This window comes from Nocardioides maradonensis (assembly GCF_054777115.1).
The window spans coordinates 206,805-224,658 of record NZ_BAAHAZ010000009.1 but is presented as its reverse complement, the minus strand read 5'-3'; the positions used below and the strand labels follow the sequence as shown (position 1 = coordinate 224,658).

Sequence of the window (17,854 nt, the reverse complement as noted above, 5' to 3'; positions counted from 1 at the left end):
ACACTCCGCATCTCCTGCCTCGAGCTCGAGGACAGGTTCTCGGAGGGGGTCAGTTTTCAGTTGCCGTTTGGGGGTCAGTTTTCACGTGCCGTCGACAGGGTCGACCCGGCCGCCGGCAAGGTCACCTTCCGGCAGTGGTGGGAGCAATGGGCCGCATCCCAAGACTGGGCCGACGGCACCGCCGCAACGGCTGACCAGGTACTCGCATCCCTCGGCTTCGCCGACGTACCCATCAAGGCCGTGACCGAGAACCACGTCCGGCAGTGGATGAAGGCGCAGCGGCTGCCCGGTCCGAAGCGCAAGCGTGGCCTCGCGGCCTCCACCAGGCGCACCCGGTTCAACTACGTCCGAATGTGTTTCACCGCGGCCGTGCGGGCACGCGTCATCCGGCTGGACCCGACCGCGGCCATTGCTCCGCCGAAGGTGCCGAAGGCCGAGACCAAGATGCAGATCCCTTCCGCCGAGCAGGTCGCCAAGGCGTTGGCGGTCGCGCCCGCGGAGTTCCGCGCCTTCGTCGCGGTCTGCGCGTTCGCCGGCCTGCGGCTCGGCGAGGCCGCCGGGCTGCAGCTCGGCGACGTCGACTTCCTGCGCCGCACCTTGACCGTCGAGCGCCAGATCCAGGGCCAGGTCAACAGCAAGGCGGTCGAGACCTCACCCAAGTACGAGTCCGCGCGGATCGTCTACCCTCCCGACGACCTCGTCACCATGCTGTCCCAGCACCTCAAGCGAACGGCGCCGCACGGCGAGGACGGCTACCTGTTCTCGCTACGCGGCTATGTCTACAACCGCAACAGCGCCGGCAACCAGTGGCGCCGCATCCGCAAGCAGGTCGGCATGGAGCAGTTCACCCTGCACGACCTGCGCCACTTCTACGCCTCCGGCCTGATCGCCGCCGGCTGCGACGTGGTCACCGTCCTGCACGCACTGGGGCACTCATCGCCCTCGATCACGCTCAACACCTACAGCCACCTGTGGCCCAAGGCAGAGGACCGCACCCGCAACGCCGCAGCCGGCCTCATGGCGACCGTGTTTCGCCGAGAAGCCCGAAAATTCTGCGGACTCTCTGCGGACTTTTGACCACCGCGAGGCCTCTGGCCTGCGGAAATACAGCGGATCAGCGATAGTTGGTGAACTGCACCGCGAAGTCGTAGTCCTGCGCCTTCACCAGCGCCTGGACGGCCTGCAGGTCGTCACGCTTCTTGGAGGAGATCCGGAGCTCGTCGCCCTGGATCTGCGCCTTGACGCCCTTGGGGCCCTCGTCCCGGATGAGCTTCGAGATCTTCTTGGCGTCCTCCGACGAGATGCCCTCCTTGAGCGCGATCGCGATCTTGGACTGCTGGCCGGACTGGCGCGGCTCGGAGGCGTCGAGGATCTTCAGCGACTGGTTGCGCTTGATCAGCTTGTCCTGGAAGACGCTGAGCACGGCGCTGGCGCGGTCGTCGGCCGACGCCGTGATCTCGATGGCCTGGTCGCCCTTCCACTCGATCGTCGCGCCGGTGCCCTTGAAGTCGAACCGGGTGGAGATCTCGCGCGCGGTCTGGCCGAGCGCGTTGTCGACCTCCTGGCGGTCGAGCTTGCTGACGATGTCGAACGACGAGTCGGCCATGGGTCCTCCATTTTCGGGGGCGGTCGGTGCTGCGCTATTCTTTCGCCTCGTTGTCCGGCCGCCAAACGGAGGCCCGGACGGCACCCGAGGCAGGTTGCCCGAGCGGCCAATGGGAGCGGACTGTAAATCCGTCGCGAAAGCTTCGAAGGTTCGAATCCTTCACCTGCCACGGTTCACGAGGAGGGCCCCTGGCCTGCGGAGACGCAGGGCCAGGGGCTCTTTCGCTGTCGACCGACCCGGTCCGACGAGCTACGCGCCGGCGAGCTGCTCGCTCAGGACCCGTACGTCGTCCGGCCCGGTCCCGCAGCACCCGCCGACGTACCGGGCGCCGGCCTCCACCCATGCCGCGACCAGGGCAGGGTCGAGCGGCACGCTCGACGACCAGCTCTTGGTGACGCTGTCCCAGGTGCCGCCCCGGTTGGGGTAGGCCACGCCCGGCACCCGGCAGGTGCGCGCCACCTCCTCCAGCGCGGGGAGCACGTCCGCCTGGTCCGAGCAATTGACGCCGGCGGCGATGATCGCGTCGCTCCCGGCCAGGACGGCGTACGCGTCGGCAAGGGGCTGGCCCGCGCAGGTCGTCGCTCCGCGGACCGAGTAGGAGAACCAGCTGGGGATCGCGAGGTCGTCGAGGATCTCGCGGAGGACCTCGGCCTCGACGGCGTCGGGGATCGTCTCGACGGCGAGGAGGTCCGGACCGGTCTCCGCGAGGACCTCCAGGCGCGACCGGTGGAACGCGCGCAGGTGCGAATGGCTCACCCCGTAGCGGCCCCGGTACTCGGATCCGTCGGCGAGCACGGCGCCGTAGGGCCCGACCGAGGCGGCGACGAGCAGTCCGGGGCGGTCGGCGAGCTCCGCGCGGGCCTGCTGGGCGAGCTCGACGCTGAGGCGGATCAGGCTGCGGGCGGTGTCGGGGTCGTGACCGGCCGCGACGAAGCCGTCCACGCTCGCCTGGTACGTCGAGGTCGTGGCGACCTGCGCACCGGCGGCGAAGTAGGCCCGATGGGCGGCGCGGATCCGGTCCGGCTCCTCGGCGAGGAGGCGAGCGGTCCACAGCGGACCGTCGAGCCGCACGCCCTGCTCCTCGAGCGCCGTCGACAGTCCGCCGTCGAGCACGACGACCGGGGTCTGTTCCATGGGTCGATCCTCGCAGGGTCAGGCCGGGCGACGTACCCGGAGCAGGGCGTACGGCGACGCGAGCAGCGCGCCGATCGCGGCGCCGTACCCGTTGTGCAGCACGTCGGTCGCCGTGCCGACCCGCAGCGGGAGGAGCTCGGCCTGCACCACCTCGATGAACACCGAGCCGAGGACGCCCAGCAGGACCGCCGGCCACACCCGCCCGAGGAGCAGGACGAGCAGGAAGCCGATGGGCACGAACAGGGCCACGTTCGCGAGCACCTCGGTCTGGCTCCAGGCCATCCGACCGCCGGAGAACAGGTCGGCCAGGTGTGCGGCGCTGCCGAAGGCCCACTCGCCCGACGACGGGTCCATGAGGGTCAGGTTGGCGACCACGAGCGAGTAGCAGACCAGCAGGACGAAGGCGGCGGTGCGGACCATGCGTTCGACGCTAGGTCGCGGAGCCGCCGCGCCACTCGGTCGCAGGTACCGACCTCCGGCCCCGAGGTACCGGGTGTCAGGCGGGCGTCAGCAGGAAGACCGGGATCACCCGGTCGGTCCACTCGACGTACTTGTCGTAGTTCGGCCACACGGTCACCATGTGCGCCCAGGCCCGCTGCTTCTCGTCGCCGACGAGCTCGCGCCAGGTGCAGGTGTGCTCCCGGCGCCGGAACCTGACCGTGACGGTCGAGGCGGCGCGCAGGTTCGCCGCCCACATCGGCGGCTTGGGCGCGCCGAAGGAGGACCCGGCGATGAGCCACCCTCCCTCCCACGGCACGCACAGCAGCGGGGTCGAGCGCGGGATCCCGCTCTTCCGCCCCGCCACCGTGAGCATCAGGCTCGGCAGGCCTGCCAGGTCGACGAACCCGACCCGCCCTCGCGTCCAGCGCTGCAGCTGCTTGTCGATCCAGGTGATCTGCGGCAGCAGCCTCGGCATCCACGAGAACGAGCCGAGTCGGATCGCGACCGGTGTGAACAGACCCATCAGGCGGTGACCGGCTGGCCCTGGAGGAACCGGTAGGTGTACGCGCTGCCGAGTGCGATCACCGGTACGGCGACGAGCAGACCGACGCCGCAGACGGCCTCGCCCGCGAGGTAGATGACGAGCCCGATGAGGAACCACACACCTGCCGTCGAGAAGTTCGACCGCACCATGGCGAAGCTGGCCTTGATCGCGTCCATGGGCGCCAGCCCCTTGTCGATCGCGAAGAACGGCGCCCAGCAGATCATGCAGAACAGCGCGATGCCCGGCAGGTAGCACAGGATCGCGGCTGCGCCGCTGAACACGGACACCAGGATGCCGGTCAGGATGACGTTCGTGTCGAACCGGAAGACGTCGGCCGCGCTGAACGGCCGTCCGGCCGTCACCCCGAGAGCGCCGCGCGCGATGCCGGCGGCGAACACCTGCTGGACCACCATCAGCACGATGCCCAGGAGGACGTAGATCAGCATCGTCACGAAGAAGGGCGTGCCACCGGTCCAGTGGCAGTCGAGGGTCGTGCTGGTCGGGTCGCACACGTAGCTCTTGGTCGTGATCGCGAGGCTGGCCAGGAAGAAGCCGATGCCGCCGATCACGAGTGCCGCGACGAAGAGTGCCCCGGTCGCGAGCACCATCTGTGCCGCGTTCACCTGGAACTTCGCCCACGCCCAGCTGAAGGTCGCACCGAGGTCCCAGCCGTGGGAGGGCGGGGGAGCGCCGTAGGGCGGCTGCGGGGGTCCGCCGTACGGCGGGGGCGGCGGGGGCGTGGTCGACATGACGATCACGCTAGTGCTCGCCCAGCCCGCTCGGGCGGTGTTGCGCGAATGATTCCGGCGCTCATCGAGGCGTCGACGGCCGTCGTCGCGGCGTTCGCCGGGAGGTCATCCGGGCGACCTACGGTCACGCGCGTGATCCGACGGGGGCTGACGGGCAGCGTGCTGGTGCTGCTCGGTGGACTGGTGGTCTCGACGCTGCCCCGGTCGGCACCCGTCGCGCACGTCACCACGCTCGCCGCGCTGCGCCAGTCCGAGGCCGGCCGGATGGTCGGCCTGTCCGTCGTGCTGGTCGGCCTCGGCGTCCTGGCCGGGGCCTGGCTGGACCTGTGCCGGGAGACCGCGGCGCTCGTCGCGAGCCGGTGGGACGAGGGTGTCGACCTGGTGCGCTCGGCCGCCGTGGTCTGGACGCTGCCGCTCCTGGTCGCCCCGCCGCTGTTCTCCCGCGACGGCTGGTCGTACGCCGCTCAGGGCGCACTCGCCCACGCGGGGCTCTCCCCCTACTCCTACGGCCCGCACGCGCTGGTCGCGCAGGGGCCGGGTCTGCCGACCTCGCTCGCGCCGATCCTGCAGGCGGTCGACCCGATGTGGATGCACACCGTGACGCCGTACGGGCCCCTCCCGCTCCTCCTCGGCCGGATGATGGCCTCGGTCACGGGCAACCCGTGGGTGCTGGTGGTCGGCCACCGGCTCGTGGCGCTCGCCGGGCTGGCGCTGCTCGCGTGGTCGGTGCCGCGGCTCGCCCGTTGGGTCGGGGTCAACCCGGCGCTCGCGGTGGCGCTCGTCGTCGTGTCGCCCCTGATGATCGCGAACGGGGTGGGTGGTCTGCACAACGACCTGCTCATGGTCGGGCTGATGGCGGCCGCCCTCGTCGTGGCGGTCGAGCGGGGATGGGTCGCAGGCGCCCTGGTCGCCACGCTGGCCGCGTCGGTCAAGGTGCCCGGAGGGCTCGTGTGCCTGGGCGTCGCGCTCGTGACGCTCCCGGTCGCCGCAGGCCCGTGGCACCGCGTCCGGCACCTCGCCGCCGTGGGAGGTACGACGCTCGCCGGCGTGCTCGTCCTCGGCGTGGTCACCGGTCTCGGCAACGGCTGGGTGGGCGCTCTTGCCGTACCGGGGGAGCTGAACACGGTGCTCTCGCTCCCGACGATGCTCGGGCAGGCGCTCGACCTCGCCGCCCGCGGCGCCGGTCTGGACACGTCACCTGACCTGTTCCGGTCGGCCGTGCGGCTCCTCGCGACCCTGGCCCTGGCCGGCGTTCTCGTGCGCACGACCCTGACCGCGCGGACCGGCGACCGGCGCGCGGCGGTCGCGGCGACGGCCACCGCGGTCGGCGCGTTCGTGCTGCTCTCGCCGGTGGTGCACCTGTGGTACCTGCTGGTGGTCCCGACGTTTCTCGCGCCGATCGCGCTCGCCCGGACCTCGCGCCGAGCGACCGACGTGCTCATGGCGGGGTCGGTCATCGCCGGCCTGACGGCGCCGCTCGACTCCTCGCTCCACGGCGCCTACCTGGCCATCGTGCTGGGAGTCGCGGTCCTGGCCGCGGTGCTGCTGGCCCTGTGGGCCCGGCAGGTGCTGCTCGGTCGGGCGGCACCCTCAGGCCGACACCCGCAGCCGGTCTCCTGACGTCTCGCCCGCGTGGATCGCGAGCATCGACTCCACGGTCCGCGACCACGGGAACTCCTCGGCCCTGGCCCGCGCGGCGGCGCGTCGCCCGGCCTCGGGGCGGCGGGCGAGCCGCAGCACCGCATCGGCGAGGCCCGCGGGGTCCGGCCGGCCCCACGCCCCGCAGCGCCCGTCGACCAGCTCGCGGGCGCCCCCGCGGTCGGCCGTCACGACCGGGGTCCCGCAGGCCAGCGCCTCGAGCACCGCGAGGCCGAAGGTCTCGCCCGGGCAGACCGACAACGCGATGTCGGCGGCGGCGATCCGCCGGCCGAGCTCGACCCGGCCGTCGACGTACCCGTGGAAGTGGACGGGTGCGTCCCCCGCGATCTCGCGCAGCTCCCACAGGTGCGGACCCTCGCCGTACACGTCCAGCCGCACCGGTACGCCGCGGCGGTGCAGCTCCACCGCGGTCGCGACCGCCAGGTGCGGCGACTTCTCCCGGGAGAGGCGGCCGACGTACGCGAGCTTGAGCACCCCGGGCTCGTCCCCGACGTCCCCGATGACGTGCGGGCGGAAGGTCTCCAGGTCGACACCGAGCGGCACCCGCTCGATGGGGCAGTCGACCGCGTCGGCGAGCCGCTGGAACTCCTCCTGCGCGTAGCGCGAGGTCACCACCAGGGTGTCGAACGACCGCACCACCAGCCGGTTCACGACCGCGATCGAGACCCGTGACGTGGTCGGCTTCCCGCTGCGCATCGTGAACATGTCGGTGAGCTGCTCGTGCGACAGGCACACGGTGCGGACGCCGGCGCGACGGGCCCACCACGCCACCGGCAGCAGCGTCAGCTTGTCGTTCCACTCGATCGAGGTCGGCTGGAACCGGTCGAGCACGTCCACCAGCCGCCACGGCTCGACGATCAGCCGGTAGCCACCGCCGACCTTGGGGGCGCGCACCTGCGCGACGGTCCCGTGCTCGGTCTCCGTGATCCGGTCCACCGGGCCGGGGACCACGAGGAGTCGGTCGGCGCCGGCCGCGACGTACCCCCTGCCGAGCTCCGCGAGGGCGGTCTTCATCCCGCCCGAGGAGGCCCCGACGAAGTTGGCGAGCTGGGCGATGCGCATGGGGGCAGGCTCCCGGGTGCGGGTGAACGGACCGCGACGTGCAGGTAGAGGTCGCCTGACGTCGGTGGCGCAGGCGAGAATGGCGCGGTGAGCAACCCCGAGGCCCGCCCGGAGGAGATGGTCTGCGGAGGCGACGACGCCCGCGGCACCGAGATCCTGACGCCCCGCGACGTCCCGCTGGGAGGTCCCCGCGCCATGCGGGTACGCCGCACCCTCCCGTCCCGCCAGCGCTCGCTGATCGGTGCCTGGTGCTTCGTCGACCACTACGGCCCCGACGAGGTGACCGAGAGCGGCGGCATGAACGTCGCCCCGCACCCGCACACCGGGCTGCAGACCGTCAGCTGGCTCTTCCAGGGCGAGATCACCCACCGCGACAGCGCCGGCACGGTCGGCCAGGTGCTGCCCGGCGAGGTCAACCTGATGACCGCCGGCCGGGGCATCAGCCACTCCGAGATCTCCACCCCGGAGACCACGACCCTGCACGGGGCGCAGCTGTGGGTGGCGCTGCCGGACGGCGACCGGTTCACCGAGCCCGGCTTCGAGCACTACGCCCCCGCCGAGGTCTCCGGTGAGGGCTGGCGGGCCCGCGTCTTCCTCGGGTCGTTGCTGGGCGACACCTCGCCGATGCGCACCTTCACCCCGCTGCTCGGCGCCGAGCTGGTGCTCGACCCGGGTGCGCGGCTCGAGCTGGCCGTGGACCCGACCTACGAGCACGGGGTGCTGGTCGACCAGGGCTCGTTGCAGGTGGCCGAGCAGCCCACGGAGTACGCCGAGCTGGCGTACGTCGCGCCCGGCTCCGACGCGATCGAGCTGTACGCCGGAGCCGCGGGTGCCCGGGTCCTGGTGCTCGGCGGCCCGCCGTTCGGCGAGCAGATCGTGATGTGGTGGAACTTCGTGGGCCGCACCCACGAGGAGGTCGTGGCCTTCCGCGAGGAGTGGCAGGCCCAGGTCGCGCCGTACGGCACGGTGGTGGCCGACAGCCAGGAGGTAGAGCCGGGTCGGTTCGGGGTCGTGGTCGGCGACCACCTGCCGCCGATCCCGGCGCCGGTCCTGCCGAACGCGCGGCTGCGCAGCCGGTCCTGATCGGCTCGCTCGGATGGTGGAGATCGGGGAGGACGGCGTCGCGCGCTGCCCGTGGGCCGGTGGCCCGGGGCCGATGCGCGACTACCACGACACCGAGTGGGGCCTGCGGGTCAGCGGCGAGGCGGCGTACCTGGAGCGGATGACGCTGGAGGCGTTCCAGTCCGGTCTGTCCTGGGCGATCATCCTGGCCAAGCGGCCGGGCTTCCGCGCGGCCTTCCAGGACTTCGACGCCGAGGCGATCGCGGCGTACGACGACGTCGACGTGGAGCGCCTGCTGCAGGACCCGGGCATCGTGCGCAACCGCCGCAAGATCGAGGCCACGATCACGAACGCGCGGGCCACCGTCGACCTGCGCGAGCGCGGCGGCCTGGAGGAGCTCGTCCTCGGCTTCGCGCCCGAGCGCGACCCGGCACCCACGACGGCAGCCGAGTGGCTCGTCTCCTCGCCCGAGTCGGTCGCGCTCGCGAAGGCGCTGAAGAAGGAGGGCTTCGTCTTCGTCGGGCCGACCACGATGTACGCGCTGATGCAGGCGATCGGCATCTTCGACCCGCACCTGGTCGGCTGCCACCGCCGCGGGACGCGATGATCACCGGGCTCGCGTGGCTCGTCGGCTTCCAGCTGGCCGGTGAGCTGATCGCCGAGGTCCTCGACCTGCCCGTGCCCGGCACGGTGATCGGCATGCTGCTGTGCTTCGGCTGGCTCCGCTGGCGTCGTACGCCGGACGACGCGCCCATCGTCCGCTCCGCCACCGCCCTGCTCGGCCACCTGCAGCTCTTCTTCATCCCCGCCGGGGTGGGCGTCGTCGCCTACCTGACTCTGCTCCGCGACCACGCCGTCCCGATCGCCCTCGCCCTCGGTGGCTCGTGGTTCCTCGGGCTCGTCGTGGTCGGCTGGTCGGCGACCTGGCTGGACAGCCGGTTCGGGCGGCCGCGATGACGAATCCGCTCACCGCCCTGCACGACGTCCTCGTCTCCCCGCTGGGCCTGGTCGGCATCACCCTCGCCGGCTACCAGCTCGGGCGCTGGGTCCAGCGCCGCAGCGGCGGGCACGCCCTCGCGCAACCGGTGCTGGTCGCCGTCGTGCTCGTGGGCGTGGCGCTGCACCTCCTCGACGTCCCGTACGACGACTACAAGGTCTCCGCCACGCTCGTCTCGGTGTGGCTCGGGCCGGCCACGGTCGCGCTGGCGATCCCGCTGCACCGGCAGGCGCACCGGCTGACCGGGTTCGTCCTCCCGATGCTGACGGCGCTGACGCTGGGCGCCGTCGTCTCGATCACCAGCGCCGTCCTGCTGGCTCGCTGGACCGGCGCCGACGTGGTCCTGCAGAAGACCCTGGCCACCAAGTCGGTCACCACCCCGGTCGCGATCGCGGTCAGCGACCGGCTCGGCGGGCTCCCGCCGCTCGCGGCGGTCTTCGCCATCGTGATCGGCATCGTCGGGGCGGTCGCGGGCCCGGCGACCCTGAACCTGCTCCGGGTCCGCGACCACCGCGCCCGCGGCCTGGCCATGGGCGCCGTCTCGCACGGCGTCGGGGCCTCCCGGATGCTGCGCGAGACTGAGACCGAGGGTGCCTTCACCGGGCTCGCGATGGGGCTGACCGCGCTCCTGATCAGCGCGCTCGTCCCCCTCCTCGCACTCTGGCTCTGGTGACTACCCTCGCACCATGCGAGTGCACGCTTTCGGAGACGACGCGCTGGGCGACCTCGACGCGGTGGGGCTGGTGGAGGCACTGCACCGGCACGAGGTCGGTGTCGGTGAGGTCGTCGAGGCCGCCATCAGCCGGGTGGAGAAGGTCGCGGGTGCGCTCAACCCCGTGGCGTGCTCGCTCTACGACCGCGCCCGCGCGGAGGCCCGCGACCCGCGGCCGGGCTACTTCGCCGGCGTACCCACCCTGGTGAAGGACAACGTCGACCTCGCCGGCGTCCCGACCCTGCAGGGCACGGACGCGTGGACGCCCAGGCCGGCCAAGGTCGACGGCGACTGGGCGAAGATGTACCTGGCCACCGGCCTGGTCCCGATCGCGAAGAGCCGGCTCTCGGAGTTCGGCTTCTCCGCGTCGGCCGAGCACCCCCGCCTCGGCCCCGTGCGTACGCCGTGGCACACCGACCACACCGCCGGCGCGTCGAGCTCCGGGTCGGCCGCGCTGGTGGCCGCCGGGGCGGTCCCGATCGCCCACGCCAACGACGGCGGCGGCTCGATCCGGATCCCGGCCTCGGTCAACGGGCTGGTCGGGCTCAAACCCACCCGGAACCGCTTCGCCCAGGACAGGACGATGCGCGACATGCCGGTCCGGATCGTCCAGGACGGCGTCGTGACCCGCAGCGTGCGGGACACCGCTGCCTTCCTGCGCGAGGCCGAGCGCGTCTACCGCAACGTCGCGCTGGCCCCGATCGGCGACCTGACCCGGCCGGGCCGCAAGCGGCTCCGGATCGCCCTCAACACGACCGGGCTGGGTCACTCCGCCGACCCCGAGGTCACGGCCCTCACCCAGGACGTCGGCCGACTGCTGGAGAGCCTCGGTCACGAGGTCGAGGAGGTCGACCCGCCCGTCGCCGCGTCGTACGCCGACGACTTCCTCCTCTACTGGGCCTTCCTGGCCACCGCCATGGTCCGGGGCGGCCGGCTGATGCACGGGCGCAGCTTCGACCCCTCGCGGCTCGACAACCTGACCCGCGGCCTGGACCGCCACGCCCGCCGCAACCTGCATCGGCTGCCCGGGGCGATCGGTCGGCTGAAGCGGACGGCCGCCCAGTCCGACCTCTTCCACCAGAAGTACGACGTGGCGCTCACCCCCACGCTCGCGATGTCCACACCGCTCGTCGGCTGGCTGGACCCGACCCAGGACTACGAGGTCATCATGGAGCGCCTGCTGCAGTGGGTGGCCTTCACGCCGCTCCAGAACGGCACGGGTGCGCCGGCGATCTCGCTGCCCCTCGCCACCACCTCGACGGGCCTGCCCCAGGGCATGATGTTCGGCGCCGCGGCCGGCCAGGAGGCCACCCTGGTGGAGCTCGCCTACGAGCTCGAGGCGGCCCGCCCGTTCGCCCGGATCACGGCGTGAACACGGCCTGAATCCCCAGGTGGGACCGCGGATTTTGCGCCGAGGTTCGGCGGCTGTAGTGTTTCCCGGCGTTGCCCCCTTAGCTCAGTGGTAGAGCACTTCCATGGTAAGGAAGGGGTCGTCCGTTCAATCCGGACAGGGGGCTCGGAGATAGGGCGCCAACCCGTGTCGCGAGGCGCGGTCGGCGCCCTCCTCATGTGGCGGGGTAGCTCAGACGGTTAGAGCGCACGACTCATAATCGTGAGGTCTGGGGTTCGATCCCCCATCCCGCTACCGCGATTCAGAAGCAAACCAAGAACCGAGGACTTCCAGTGGCCAGCAAGAGCAGCGACGTTCGCCCCAAGATCACGCTCGCGTGCGTGGACTGCAAGGAGCGGAACTACATCACCAAGAAGAACCGCCGCAACGACCCCGACCGGTTGGAGTTGGCGAAGTTCTGCCCGCGGTGCCGCAAGCACACCGCGCACCGCGAGACGCGTTGATCTGATTCGTCTTCTCGGAAGGCCTGGTCCCTCGGGGATCGGGCCTTTCGCGTTCCCTAGGCTCTGCACATGACCGACAGGCTGGCCGACCACACCACCCTCCGCCTGGGCGGCCCCGCCCGCCGCTGGGTGCGCGCGACCACCGAGCAGGAGCTGGTCGCGGCCGTGGACGAGGCCGACCGGGCCGGCGAGCCGGTGCTGGTGCTGGGCGGCGGGAGCAACCTCGTGGTGGCCGACGAGGGCTTCGCCGGGACCGTCGTCGAGGTCGCGACCACGGGGATCGCGAGTGACTCCGACACCACCGACCGCACCCGCACCTCGGTCTGCGGGGGAGTGCTCGTGACGGTGGCCGCCGGCGAGTCCTGGGACGCGTTCGTCGCACGCGCCGTCGAGAGCGGCTGGGTGGGCGTCGAGGCCCTCTCGGGCATCCCTGGCACCGTCGGCGCGACGCCGATCCAGAACGTCGGCGCCTACGGCCAGGAGGTCGCACAGACGATCGCCCGGGTACGGGTCTGGGACCGCAAGCTGCACGGCGTCCGCACCTTCGCCGCGGCCGACTGCGGCTTCGCCTACCGCACCTCGCGCTTCAAGGCCGACCGTTACGACCCCGCCGACGACTCCGGCGGTCGCCACGTCGTCCTCGACGTCACCTTCCAGCTGCCCGTGGGCGACACCTCCGCCCCCATCGCGTACGCCGAGCTGGCCCGCGCCCTGGGCGTCGAGGTCGGGCAGCGGGCCGGCGTGGCCGAGGTCCGGGAGGCCGTGCTCGCGCTGCGCGCTGGCAAGGGGATGGTCCTCGATCCGGCCGACCACGACACCTGGAGCGCCGGCTCGTTCTTCACCAACCCCGTGGTCGAGCCCGAGCGCGTCCCGGAGGGCGCACCGGCGTACCCCCAGGGCGACGGGACCGTGAAGACCAGCGCGGCCTGGCTGATCGAGCACGCCGGCTTTGCCAAGGGCCACGGCAACGACCGCGTCTCGCTGTCGACCAAGCACACCCTGGCCCTCACCAACCGCGGAGACGCCACGACGGCCGACCTGCTCGACCTCGCCCGGGAGGTCCGGGCCGGGGTGGAGAAGGCCTACGGCATCGAGCTCGTCAACGAGCCGGTCATGCTCGGTTGCGCTCTCTGACCCCGATCACCGTGAGCAGCCGGGTCACGTGGGCCCGCACGTCCTCGGATGCCTGACCGACCGAGCCGGGCGTGGTGATCAGCGAGACGATCACCCGGAACAGCCACTCCGTGACGATCCGGGCGTCCTCCTCGTCCGCGAGCGCGAGGGCCTGGGCCAGCGGCCGCGCGAAGAGCGCCTGGCAGCGCTCCAGCACGGGTCCCGATCGGGTCGTCAGCGCGGGCAGGACGATCTCGGGATGGTCGCGCAGGGCGATCTGCAGCAGCTCGTGGCGGTGGGCGTAGTCGACGATCAGGGTGATCCCGTCGATCAGGTCGGGCACCACGTCCTCGCCCACCCGCAGCAGGGGCAGCACCACGGCGAAGAAGCGGTCGATCTCGCGGTCGACCAGCCCGGCGAGCACGGCGTCCTGGTCGCCGACGTACTTGTAGACCGTGGGGCGGGACACGCCGGCGCGCTGGGCGATGAGCGCGTGCAGCCGGGCGTTCAGGCCCTCCTTGAGGATGCACGCCACGGCAGCGTCGAGGATCCGGTCGCGCAGCTCGGCGGCGCGGTCCGGCCCGGCCGGGCCCGGGCGGAGCGGTGCCGGGGTGCTCGCCATGCCCGCATCGTAGCCAGCGGAGGTCCTTGAAGAGTTGTTTACGAAATGCAAGACTTCGTCAACAACCTGCCGGAGAGGGAACCGATGTCCGCCACCCGAGCAACGCCCCGCACCACCCGCGCCGCCCTCGACCCCGACGTGGTCGCGGAGCGGCTCAACAGCGGTTCGGTACGCCGCTCCTACCGACCCGAGGTCGCCATCGACTGGGCCGCGCCGCTCGACCCCGACAAGTACTTCCTGCCGCCGCAGCTGATCAGCCTCTACGGCACGGCGTACTGGGAGGAGCTCAGCGAGGCGCAGCGGATCGAGTTGTCTCGACAGGAGATGGCCAACATCCTCTCGGTCGGCCTGTGGTTCGAGAACGTGCTCAACCGCGGGATCCTGCACCGGCTGCTCAGCGAGGACCACACCTCGCCCTTCGCCCACTACGCACTCACCGAGATGGGCGACGAGTGCCGGCACATGACGATGTTCGGCAAGGCGATCGCCCACTCGGGCGCGCGGATGTACAACCTGCGTCGCTGGGAGCGCGTGGTCGCGGCCCGGCTGCCGTTCCTCCTCGGTGGTGCGATGCTCTGGGTCGGTGCCCTCGTCGGCGAGGAGATGTTCGACGCCTGGCAGCGCAAGTGGATGAACGACCCCGAGCTGCAGCCCTACATCTCGCAGGTGATGCGCATCCACGTGACCGAGGAGGCCCGGCACATCCGGTTCGCCCGGGAGGGCGTCGTGCACGAGCGTGTGCAGATGGGTCGGCGCGAGCGGTTCCTGGTCGGCAACGCCCACGGCCTCGCCGCCCTGTTCTTCGGCGTCGCGTTCACCAACCCCACGATCTACCGTCGCGCCGGCCTCGACGTCGAGCGGGCGGTGCGCGAGGCGCGGGCCAACCCGCACTTCGCCGACATCAAGGTCGACGGCTTCGCCTCGCTCGCGGAGTTCCTCGAGGAGAACGGCCTGATGGGTCGGTTCGCCCGCCGGATGTGGCGCCGCGCCGGGTACCTCCGGTGAGCCGCCCCAAGGCCCGCCGGGAGCCTTTCGTCCCGCCGGCCGAGGACGAGGGGTACCGCGGCCCGGCGCTGCTCGTCGTGGGAGAGACCGCGCTGGAGGTCGACGTCGACCTGGCGGACCACTTCGAGCCGCTCGACGGCCGCACGCACTGGTACGGCCGGATCCAGGCCGCGCCGGCCGTCGACGCGCTCAAGACCGGCGGCGCCACGAGCGGCGAGCTGCGGATCGGGTCGCTCTCGGCGGCGGTCCGGCTCGCCGAGCACGACCCGTGGGGGAACGTCGCCGTGACCGGCGTCGGCGCTCCGCCGTACGACGAGATCAGCCCGGCGCGGTAGCGAGCCAGGCGTCCACGTCCGCCAGCGCCGCGTCCCGTACGTCGGACGGCGCGCGGCTGGCCCGCAGCGACATCCGGCCGAGCTCGGCGAGGGTCTCGTCGGGCAGCTCGTGCGCGGCACGCATGGTGGCGTACTGGCCCGCGAGCCGCGAGCCGAACAGCAGCGGGTCGTCGGCGCCCAGCGCCACGGTCGCGCCGGCCGCGAGCAGCGTCGGCAGCGGCACCGAGGTGAGGTCCGAGTAGACCCCGAGTGCCACGTTCGAGGTCGGGCAGACCTCGAGCGCGACGCCGCGCTCGACGATCCGGTCGAGCAGGCGCGGATCCTCGGCCGAGCGGACCCCGTGCCCCAGCCGGTCGGCGTGCAGCGCGTCGAGACAGGTGCGGATGTGGTCGGGGCCGCACAGCTCGCCCCCGTGCGGGGCCAGGAGCAATCCGGCCCGCTCGGCGATCGCGAACGCCGGCGCGAACGCCGCGGTGTCGCCCCGGCGCTCGTCGTTGGACAGGCCGAAGCCGACCACGCCCCGACCGGCGTACTGCGCGGCGAGGCGGGCGAGCGTGCGGGCGTCGAGCGGGTGCCGGGTGCGGTTCGCCGCGATCACGATCGCGACCGGCAGCCCGGTCAGGGCGGTGGCCTCGGCGGCCGCGTCGATGGCCAGGTCGGTGAACGCGGTGATGCCGCCGAAGCGTGCGGCGTACCCGCTGGGGTCGACCTGGATCTCCAGCCACCGGCCACCGTCGCGTACGTCGTCCTCGGCGGCCTCGCGCAGCAGCCGGCGCACGTCGTCCTCGGTGCGGACGACCGAGCGCGCCACGTCGTACAGGCGCTGGAACCGGAACCAGCCCTTCTCGTCCGCGGCCGAGAGCTGTGGCGGCCACTGGCTGACCAGCTGGTCGGGCAGGTTGATGCCGTCGCGCTCGGCGAGCTCGAGCAGCGTGGCGTGTCGCATCGAGCCGGTGAAGTGCAGGTGCAGGTGCGCCTTCGGCAGCAGTCGCAGATCCCTGCCCGTCGTCGCGCTCACCATGGTCGCGCCATCCTAGGGGCGTCCCCCACGACGAGCCTCCGATTGGTCGGCGTTGCCCGCTATGCGTAGACTCGCTCCGGTGGCTTTCCCCACATGGTGAGTCGCGCCCTCGATCGGGTGCAGCTCCACCGGGGTCAGTCTCGGAGGGCACTAGCTCAACTGGCAGAGCATCGGTCTCCAAAACCGAAGGTTGGGGGTTCAAGTCCCTCGTGCCCTGCGAATGAACGACGATGAGAAGGAAGGGTGAAGGAGCGTGTCGGACGCCCCCGTAGTCCGCGGTGACCGGTCGGGCAGCAAGCCGGCCGACAAGCGCACCGGCCCGGTGACCTTCTACCGGCAGATCGTTGCCGAGCTGCGCAAGGTCGTCTGGCCGACGCGCGACCAGCTGGTCACCTACTTCTTCGTCGTCATGGCGTTCGTGCTGTTCATGATCGCGCTCGTCTCGCTGCTCGACCTCGGTCTGGGCAAGGTGGCGTTCGAGGTCTTCGGCGGCTCGAAGAGCAACAACCCGTAATCCCCGCAACCTGATGGAGCAACACGTGTCGGAGCAGTACGACTCGGCGTCCGGAATCGACGAGGCGGCCGACCAGGTCGACGCCGTCGAGATCGCGGACGACGTCGCGGACCTCGACACCGAGGCCGCCGACGAGGGCGAGCAGACCGTCGAGGTCGACGAGACCGTCGACGTCGAGGAGTCCGACGAGATCGCCGCTGTCGAGGACGTCGAGGACGCCACGGACGACGCTGCTGCCGAGGACCCGCTCGAGGCGTTCCGCCGCGAGCTGTGGGCCAAACCGGGCGAGTGGTTCGTCGTGCACACCTACTCCGGCATGGAGAACCGGGTGAAGCAGAACCTCGAGAACCGCATCCACTCCCTCAACATGGAGGACTACATCCACGAGATCGTGGTCCCCACCGAGGAGGTCGCGGAGATCAAGAACGGCCAGCGCAAGATGGTCAAGCGCACCGTTCTCCCCGGCTACGTGCTGGTCCGCATGGACCTCACCGACGAGTCCTGGGCCGCCGTGCGGCACACCCCGTCGGTGACCGGCTTCGTCGGCCACAGCCACCAGCCGGTCCCGCTGAGCATGACCGAGGTCGAGAACATGCTCGCCCCGGCCGTCGTGACCGCTGCTGCCGCCGAGGCCGAGGCCGCCGCTGCCGCCTCCACCGGTGGCCCCGCGGCGCCGACCGCCAAGAAGCCGATCGAGGTCGCGGACTTCGGTGTCGGCGACTCCGTCATGGTCGTCGACGGCCCGTTCGCGACGCTCCACGCGACCATCACCGAGATCAACGCCGAGGCCCAGCGGGTCAAGGCGCTGGTCGAGATCTTCGGCCGGGAGACCCCGGTCGAGCTGAGCTTCAGCCAGGTTCAGAAGGTCTGAGCTGAACGGGCCGCGTGACGCGGTCCAGCAGGTGGCAGAGACGTACGTCGTACGCCTCGTCATGACCACGAGACAGAAAGAGAGAACAAGGGAATGCCTCCCAAGAAGAAGATCGCCGCGCTGGTCAAGGTGCAGCTGCAGGCCGGCTCGGCCACCCCCGCTCCGCCGGTCGGTACCGCCCTCGGTCCGCACGGTGTCAACATCATGGACTTCTGCAAGGCGTACAACGCGCAGACCGAGGCCATGCGTGGCAACGTGATCCCCGTCGAGATCACCATCTACGAGGACCGTTCCTTCGACTTCATCACGAAGACGCCGCCGGCCGCCGAGATGATCAAGAAGGCCGCCGGTCTGTCCAAGGGTTCGTCGGTTCCGCACAAGGACAAGGTCGGCAAGCTGACCAAGGACCAGATCCGCGAGATCGCCACCACGAAGCTCCCGGACCTCAACGCCAACGACATCGACGCAGCGATGCTCATCATCGAGGGCACCGCGCGCTCGATGGGCGTCACCACCGACTGAAACCCCTGTGGAAGGGCCGCGCTGGCCCGCT

Annotated in this window: 22 protein-coding genes and 4 tRNA genes; 18 read left to right on the top strand and 8 right to left on the bottom strand. The window is 71.5% G+C overall.

The annotated features are described in order from the left end of the window. Positions 1–1,077: tyrosine-type recombinase/integrase (locus tag ACYVAQ_RS13165; RefSeq protein ID WP_460790203.1), on the top strand; the 1,077-nt coding region annotated here is incomplete at its 5' end. Positions 1,078–1,114: 37 nt separating this feature from the next. On the opposite strand, the gene ACYVAQ_RS13160 is transcribed toward ACYVAQ_RS13165, so the two are convergent. Then, positions 1,115–1,606: a YajQ family cyclic di-GMP-binding protein gene (locus ACYVAQ_RS13160; protein ID WP_460790201.1), complete on the bottom strand. Its 492-nt coding sequence runs from the start codon at positions 1,604–1,606 to the stop codon at positions 1,115–1,117. Between the two features lie 88 nt (positions 1,607–1,694). Here ACYVAQ_RS13160 and ACYVAQ_RS13155 point away from each other — a divergent pair. Next, positions 1,695–1,775 (top strand) — tRNA-Tyr (locus ACYVAQ_RS13155). Between the two features lie 80 nt (positions 1,776–1,855). Here ACYVAQ_RS13155 and mmuM read toward each other — a convergent pair. The 4 genes from mmuM to ACYVAQ_RS13135 form a co-directional block, all read right to left on the bottom strand. Continuing rightward, complete coding sequence (mmuM, locus tag ACYVAQ_RS13150) at positions 1,856–2,740, bottom strand: homocysteine S-methyltransferase (RefSeq protein ID WP_460790199.1); 885 nt, start codon at positions 2,738–2,740, stop codon at positions 1,856–1,858. Positions 2,741–2,758: 18 nt separating this feature from the next. Then, a complete protein-coding gene (locus ACYVAQ_RS13145; protein ID WP_460790197.1) occupies positions 2,759–3,160 on the bottom strand; it encodes a VanZ family protein in 402 nt (133 codons plus the stop codon). A gap of 76 nt (positions 3,161–3,236) precedes the next feature. After that, positions 3,237–3,704, bottom strand: a complete 468-nt coding sequence (locus tag ACYVAQ_RS13140; protein WP_460790195.1) for a nitroreductase family deazaflavin-dependent oxidoreductase — start codon at positions 3,702–3,704, stop codon at positions 3,237–3,239. Beyond that, entirely contained in the window at positions 3,704–4,474 is a 771-nt protein-coding gene (locus ACYVAQ_RS13135; RefSeq protein ID WP_460790193.1) for a hypothetical protein, read from the bottom strand. Before ACYVAQ_RS13135 ends, ACYVAQ_RS13140 begins: the two co-directional genes overlap by 1 nt. A 132-nt stretch (positions 4,475–4,606) precedes the next feature. Between ACYVAQ_RS13135 and mptB the strand changes: the two genes are divergently transcribed. Further along, on the top strand, positions 4,607–6,094 hold the full coding sequence (mptB, locus tag ACYVAQ_RS13130; RefSeq protein WP_460790191.1) for a polyprenol phosphomannose-dependent alpha 1,6 mannosyltransferase MptB: 1,488 nt from the start codon (positions 4,607–4,609) through the stop codon (positions 6,092–6,094). On the opposite strand, the gene ACYVAQ_RS13125 is transcribed toward mptB, so the two are convergent. After that, positions 6,065–7,195: a glycosyltransferase gene (locus ACYVAQ_RS13125; protein ID WP_460790188.1), complete on the bottom strand. Its 1,131-nt coding sequence runs from the start codon at positions 7,193–7,195 to the stop codon at positions 6,065–6,067. The genes mptB and ACYVAQ_RS13125 overlap by 30 nt on opposite strands. Before the next feature lie 87 nt (positions 7,196–7,282). On the opposite strand from ACYVAQ_RS13125, the gene ACYVAQ_RS13120 reads away from it, so the two are divergent. The 9 genes from ACYVAQ_RS13120 (at position 7,283) to ACYVAQ_RS13080 (ending at position 12,954) form a co-directional block, all read left to right on the top strand. After that, positions 7,283–8,278, top strand: coding sequence for a pirin family protein (locus ACYVAQ_RS13120; RefSeq protein WP_460790185.1), 996 nt, complete (start codon positions 7,283–7,285; stop codon positions 8,276–8,278). Between the two features lie 13 nt (positions 8,279–8,291). Beyond that, positions 8,292–8,864, top strand: coding sequence for a DNA-3-methyladenine glycosylase I (locus ACYVAQ_RS13115; protein ID WP_460790183.1), 573 nt, complete (start codon positions 8,292–8,294; stop codon positions 8,862–8,864). Next, positions 8,861–9,214, top strand: coding sequence for a CidA/LrgA family protein (locus ACYVAQ_RS13110; protein ID WP_460790181.1), 354 nt, complete (start codon positions 8,861–8,863; stop codon positions 9,212–9,214). Before ACYVAQ_RS13115 ends, ACYVAQ_RS13110 begins: the two co-directional genes overlap by 4 nt. Next, entirely contained in the window at positions 9,211–9,927 is a 717-nt protein-coding gene (locus tag ACYVAQ_RS13105; protein WP_460790178.1) for an LrgB family protein, read from the top strand. Before ACYVAQ_RS13110 ends, ACYVAQ_RS13105 begins: the two co-directional genes overlap by 4 nt. A 13-nt stretch (positions 9,928–9,940) precedes the next feature. Next, positions 9,941–11,338, top strand: coding sequence for an amidase (locus ACYVAQ_RS13100; protein ID WP_460790176.1), 1,398 nt, complete (start codon positions 9,941–9,943; stop codon positions 11,336–11,338). Positions 11,339–11,411: 73 nt separating this feature from the next. Continuing rightward, positions 11,412–11,483, top strand: a tRNA-Thr gene (locus ACYVAQ_RS13095). A gap of 54 nt (positions 11,484–11,537) precedes the next feature. After that, positions 11,538–11,611, top strand: a tRNA-Met gene (locus ACYVAQ_RS13090). Positions 11,612–11,649: 38 nt separating this feature from the next. Continuing rightward, a complete protein-coding gene (gene rpmG, locus ACYVAQ_RS13085) occupies positions 11,650–11,820 on the top strand; it encodes a 50S ribosomal protein L33 (protein ID WP_121804265.1) in 171 nt (56 codons plus the stop codon). Positions 11,821–11,889: 69 nt separating this feature from the next. Further along, positions 11,890–12,954 (top strand): UDP-N-acetylmuramate dehydrogenase, encoded by a 1,065-nt coding sequence (locus ACYVAQ_RS13080; RefSeq protein ID WP_460790174.1) that lies wholly within the window; start codon positions 11,890–11,892, stop codon positions 12,952–12,954. Here the strand turns inward: ACYVAQ_RS13080 and ACYVAQ_RS13075 are convergent. Continuing rightward, entirely contained in the window at positions 12,932–13,555 is a 624-nt protein-coding gene (locus ACYVAQ_RS13075) for a TetR/AcrR family transcriptional regulator (RefSeq protein ID WP_460790173.1), read from the bottom strand. The genes ACYVAQ_RS13080 and ACYVAQ_RS13075 overlap by 23 nt on opposite strands. Before the next feature lie 84 nt (positions 13,556–13,639). Between ACYVAQ_RS13075 and ACYVAQ_RS13070 the strand changes: the two genes are divergently transcribed. Both ACYVAQ_RS13070 and ACYVAQ_RS13065 read left to right on the top strand, forming a co-directional pair. Beyond that, positions 13,640–14,560, top strand: coding sequence for an AurF N-oxygenase family protein (locus tag ACYVAQ_RS13070; protein ID WP_460790171.1), 921 nt, complete (start codon positions 13,640–13,642; stop codon positions 14,558–14,560). Then, positions 14,557–14,895 (top strand): DUF4873 domain-containing protein, encoded by a 339-nt coding sequence (locus tag ACYVAQ_RS13065; protein WP_460790169.1) that lies wholly within the window; start codon positions 14,557–14,559, stop codon positions 14,893–14,895. The genes ACYVAQ_RS13070 and ACYVAQ_RS13065 overlap by 4 nt, the downstream gene beginning before the upstream one ends. Here ACYVAQ_RS13065 and ACYVAQ_RS13060 read toward each other — a convergent pair. Then, complete coding sequence (locus ACYVAQ_RS13060) at positions 14,879–15,916, bottom strand: adenosine deaminase (RefSeq protein WP_460790167.1); 1,038 nt, start codon at positions 15,914–15,916, stop codon at positions 14,879–14,881. The genes ACYVAQ_RS13065 and ACYVAQ_RS13060 overlap by 17 nt on opposite strands. 144 nt (positions 15,917–16,060) lie before the next feature. On the opposite strand from ACYVAQ_RS13060, the gene ACYVAQ_RS13055 reads away from it, so the two are divergent. From ACYVAQ_RS13055 to rplK, 4 genes are all read left to right on the top strand, one after another. Then, a tRNA-Trp gene (locus ACYVAQ_RS13055) sits at positions 16,061–16,133 on the top strand. A gap of 36 nt (positions 16,134–16,169) precedes the next feature. Beyond that, positions 16,170–16,430, top strand: coding sequence for a preprotein translocase subunit SecE (secE, locus tag ACYVAQ_RS13050; protein WP_460790165.1), 261 nt, complete (start codon positions 16,170–16,172; stop codon positions 16,428–16,430). Between the two features lie 25 nt (positions 16,431–16,455). Beyond that, positions 16,456–17,301, top strand: a complete 846-nt coding sequence (gene nusG / locus ACYVAQ_RS13045; protein WP_460790163.1) for a transcription termination/antitermination protein NusG — start codon at positions 16,456–16,458, stop codon at positions 17,299–17,301. 93 nt (positions 17,302–17,394) lie between these two features. Then, positions 17,395–17,823, top strand: a complete 429-nt coding sequence (gene rplK, locus ACYVAQ_RS13040) for a 50S ribosomal protein L11 (RefSeq protein ID WP_460790160.1) — start codon at positions 17,395–17,397, stop codon at positions 17,821–17,823. The last annotated feature ends 31 nt before the right edge of the window (positions 17,824–17,854 follow it).

Coding starts and splice junctions, on each gene's coding strand:
- ACYVAQ_RS13160 (WP_460790201.1), bottom strand. CDS start 1,606: ATGGCCGACTCGTCGTTCGACATCGTCAGCAAGCTCGACCGCCAGGAG.
- ACYVAQ_RS13105 (WP_460790178.1), top strand. CDS start 9,211: ATGACGAATCCGCTCACCGCCCTGCACGACGTCCTCGTCTCCCCGCTG.
- ACYVAQ_RS13135 (WP_460790193.1), bottom strand. CDS start 4,474: ATGTCGACCACGCCCCCGCCGCCCCCGCCGTACGGCGGACCCCCGCAG.
- ACYVAQ_RS13115 (WP_460790183.1), top strand. CDS start 8,292: ATGGTGGAGATCGGGGAGGACGGCGTCGCGCGCTGCCCGTGGGCCGGT.
- rplK (WP_460790160.1), top strand. CDS start 17,395: ATGCCTCCCAAGAAGAAGATCGCCGCGCTGGTCAAGGTGCAGCTGCAG.
- ACYVAQ_RS13080 (WP_460790174.1), top strand. CDS start 11,890: ATGACCGACAGGCTGGCCGACCACACCACCCTCCGCCTGGGCGGCCCC.
- ACYVAQ_RS13125 (WP_460790188.1), bottom strand. CDS start 7,195: ATGCGCATCGCCCAGCTCGCCAACTTCGTCGGGGCCTCCTCGGGCGGG.
- ACYVAQ_RS13075 (WP_460790173.1), bottom strand. CDS start 13,555: ATGGCGAGCACCCCGGCACCGCTCCGCCCGGGCCCGGCCGGGCCGGAC.
- ACYVAQ_RS13060 (WP_460790167.1), bottom strand. CDS start 15,916: ATGGTGAGCGCGACGACGGGCAGGGATCTGCGACTGCTGCCGAAGGCG.
- ACYVAQ_RS13140 (WP_460790195.1), bottom strand. CDS start 3,704: ATGGGTCTGTTCACACCGGTCGCGATCCGACTCGGCTCGTTCTCGTGG.
- ACYVAQ_RS13100 (WP_460790176.1), top strand. CDS start 9,941: ATGCGAGTGCACGCTTTCGGAGACGACGCGCTGGGCGACCTCGACGCG.
- ACYVAQ_RS13145 (WP_460790197.1), bottom strand. CDS start 3,160: ATGGTCCGCACCGCCGCCTTCGTCCTGCTGGTCTGCTACTCGCTCGTG.
- ACYVAQ_RS13070 (WP_460790171.1), top strand. CDS start 13,640: ATGTCCGCCACCCGAGCAACGCCCCGCACCACCCGCGCCGCCCTCGAC.
- ACYVAQ_RS13110 (WP_460790181.1), top strand. CDS start 8,861: ATGATCACCGGGCTCGCGTGGCTCGTCGGCTTCCAGCTGGCCGGTGAG.
- mmuM (WP_460790199.1), bottom strand. CDS start 2,740: ATGGAACAGACCCCGGTCGTCGTGCTCGACGGCGGACTGTCGACGGCG.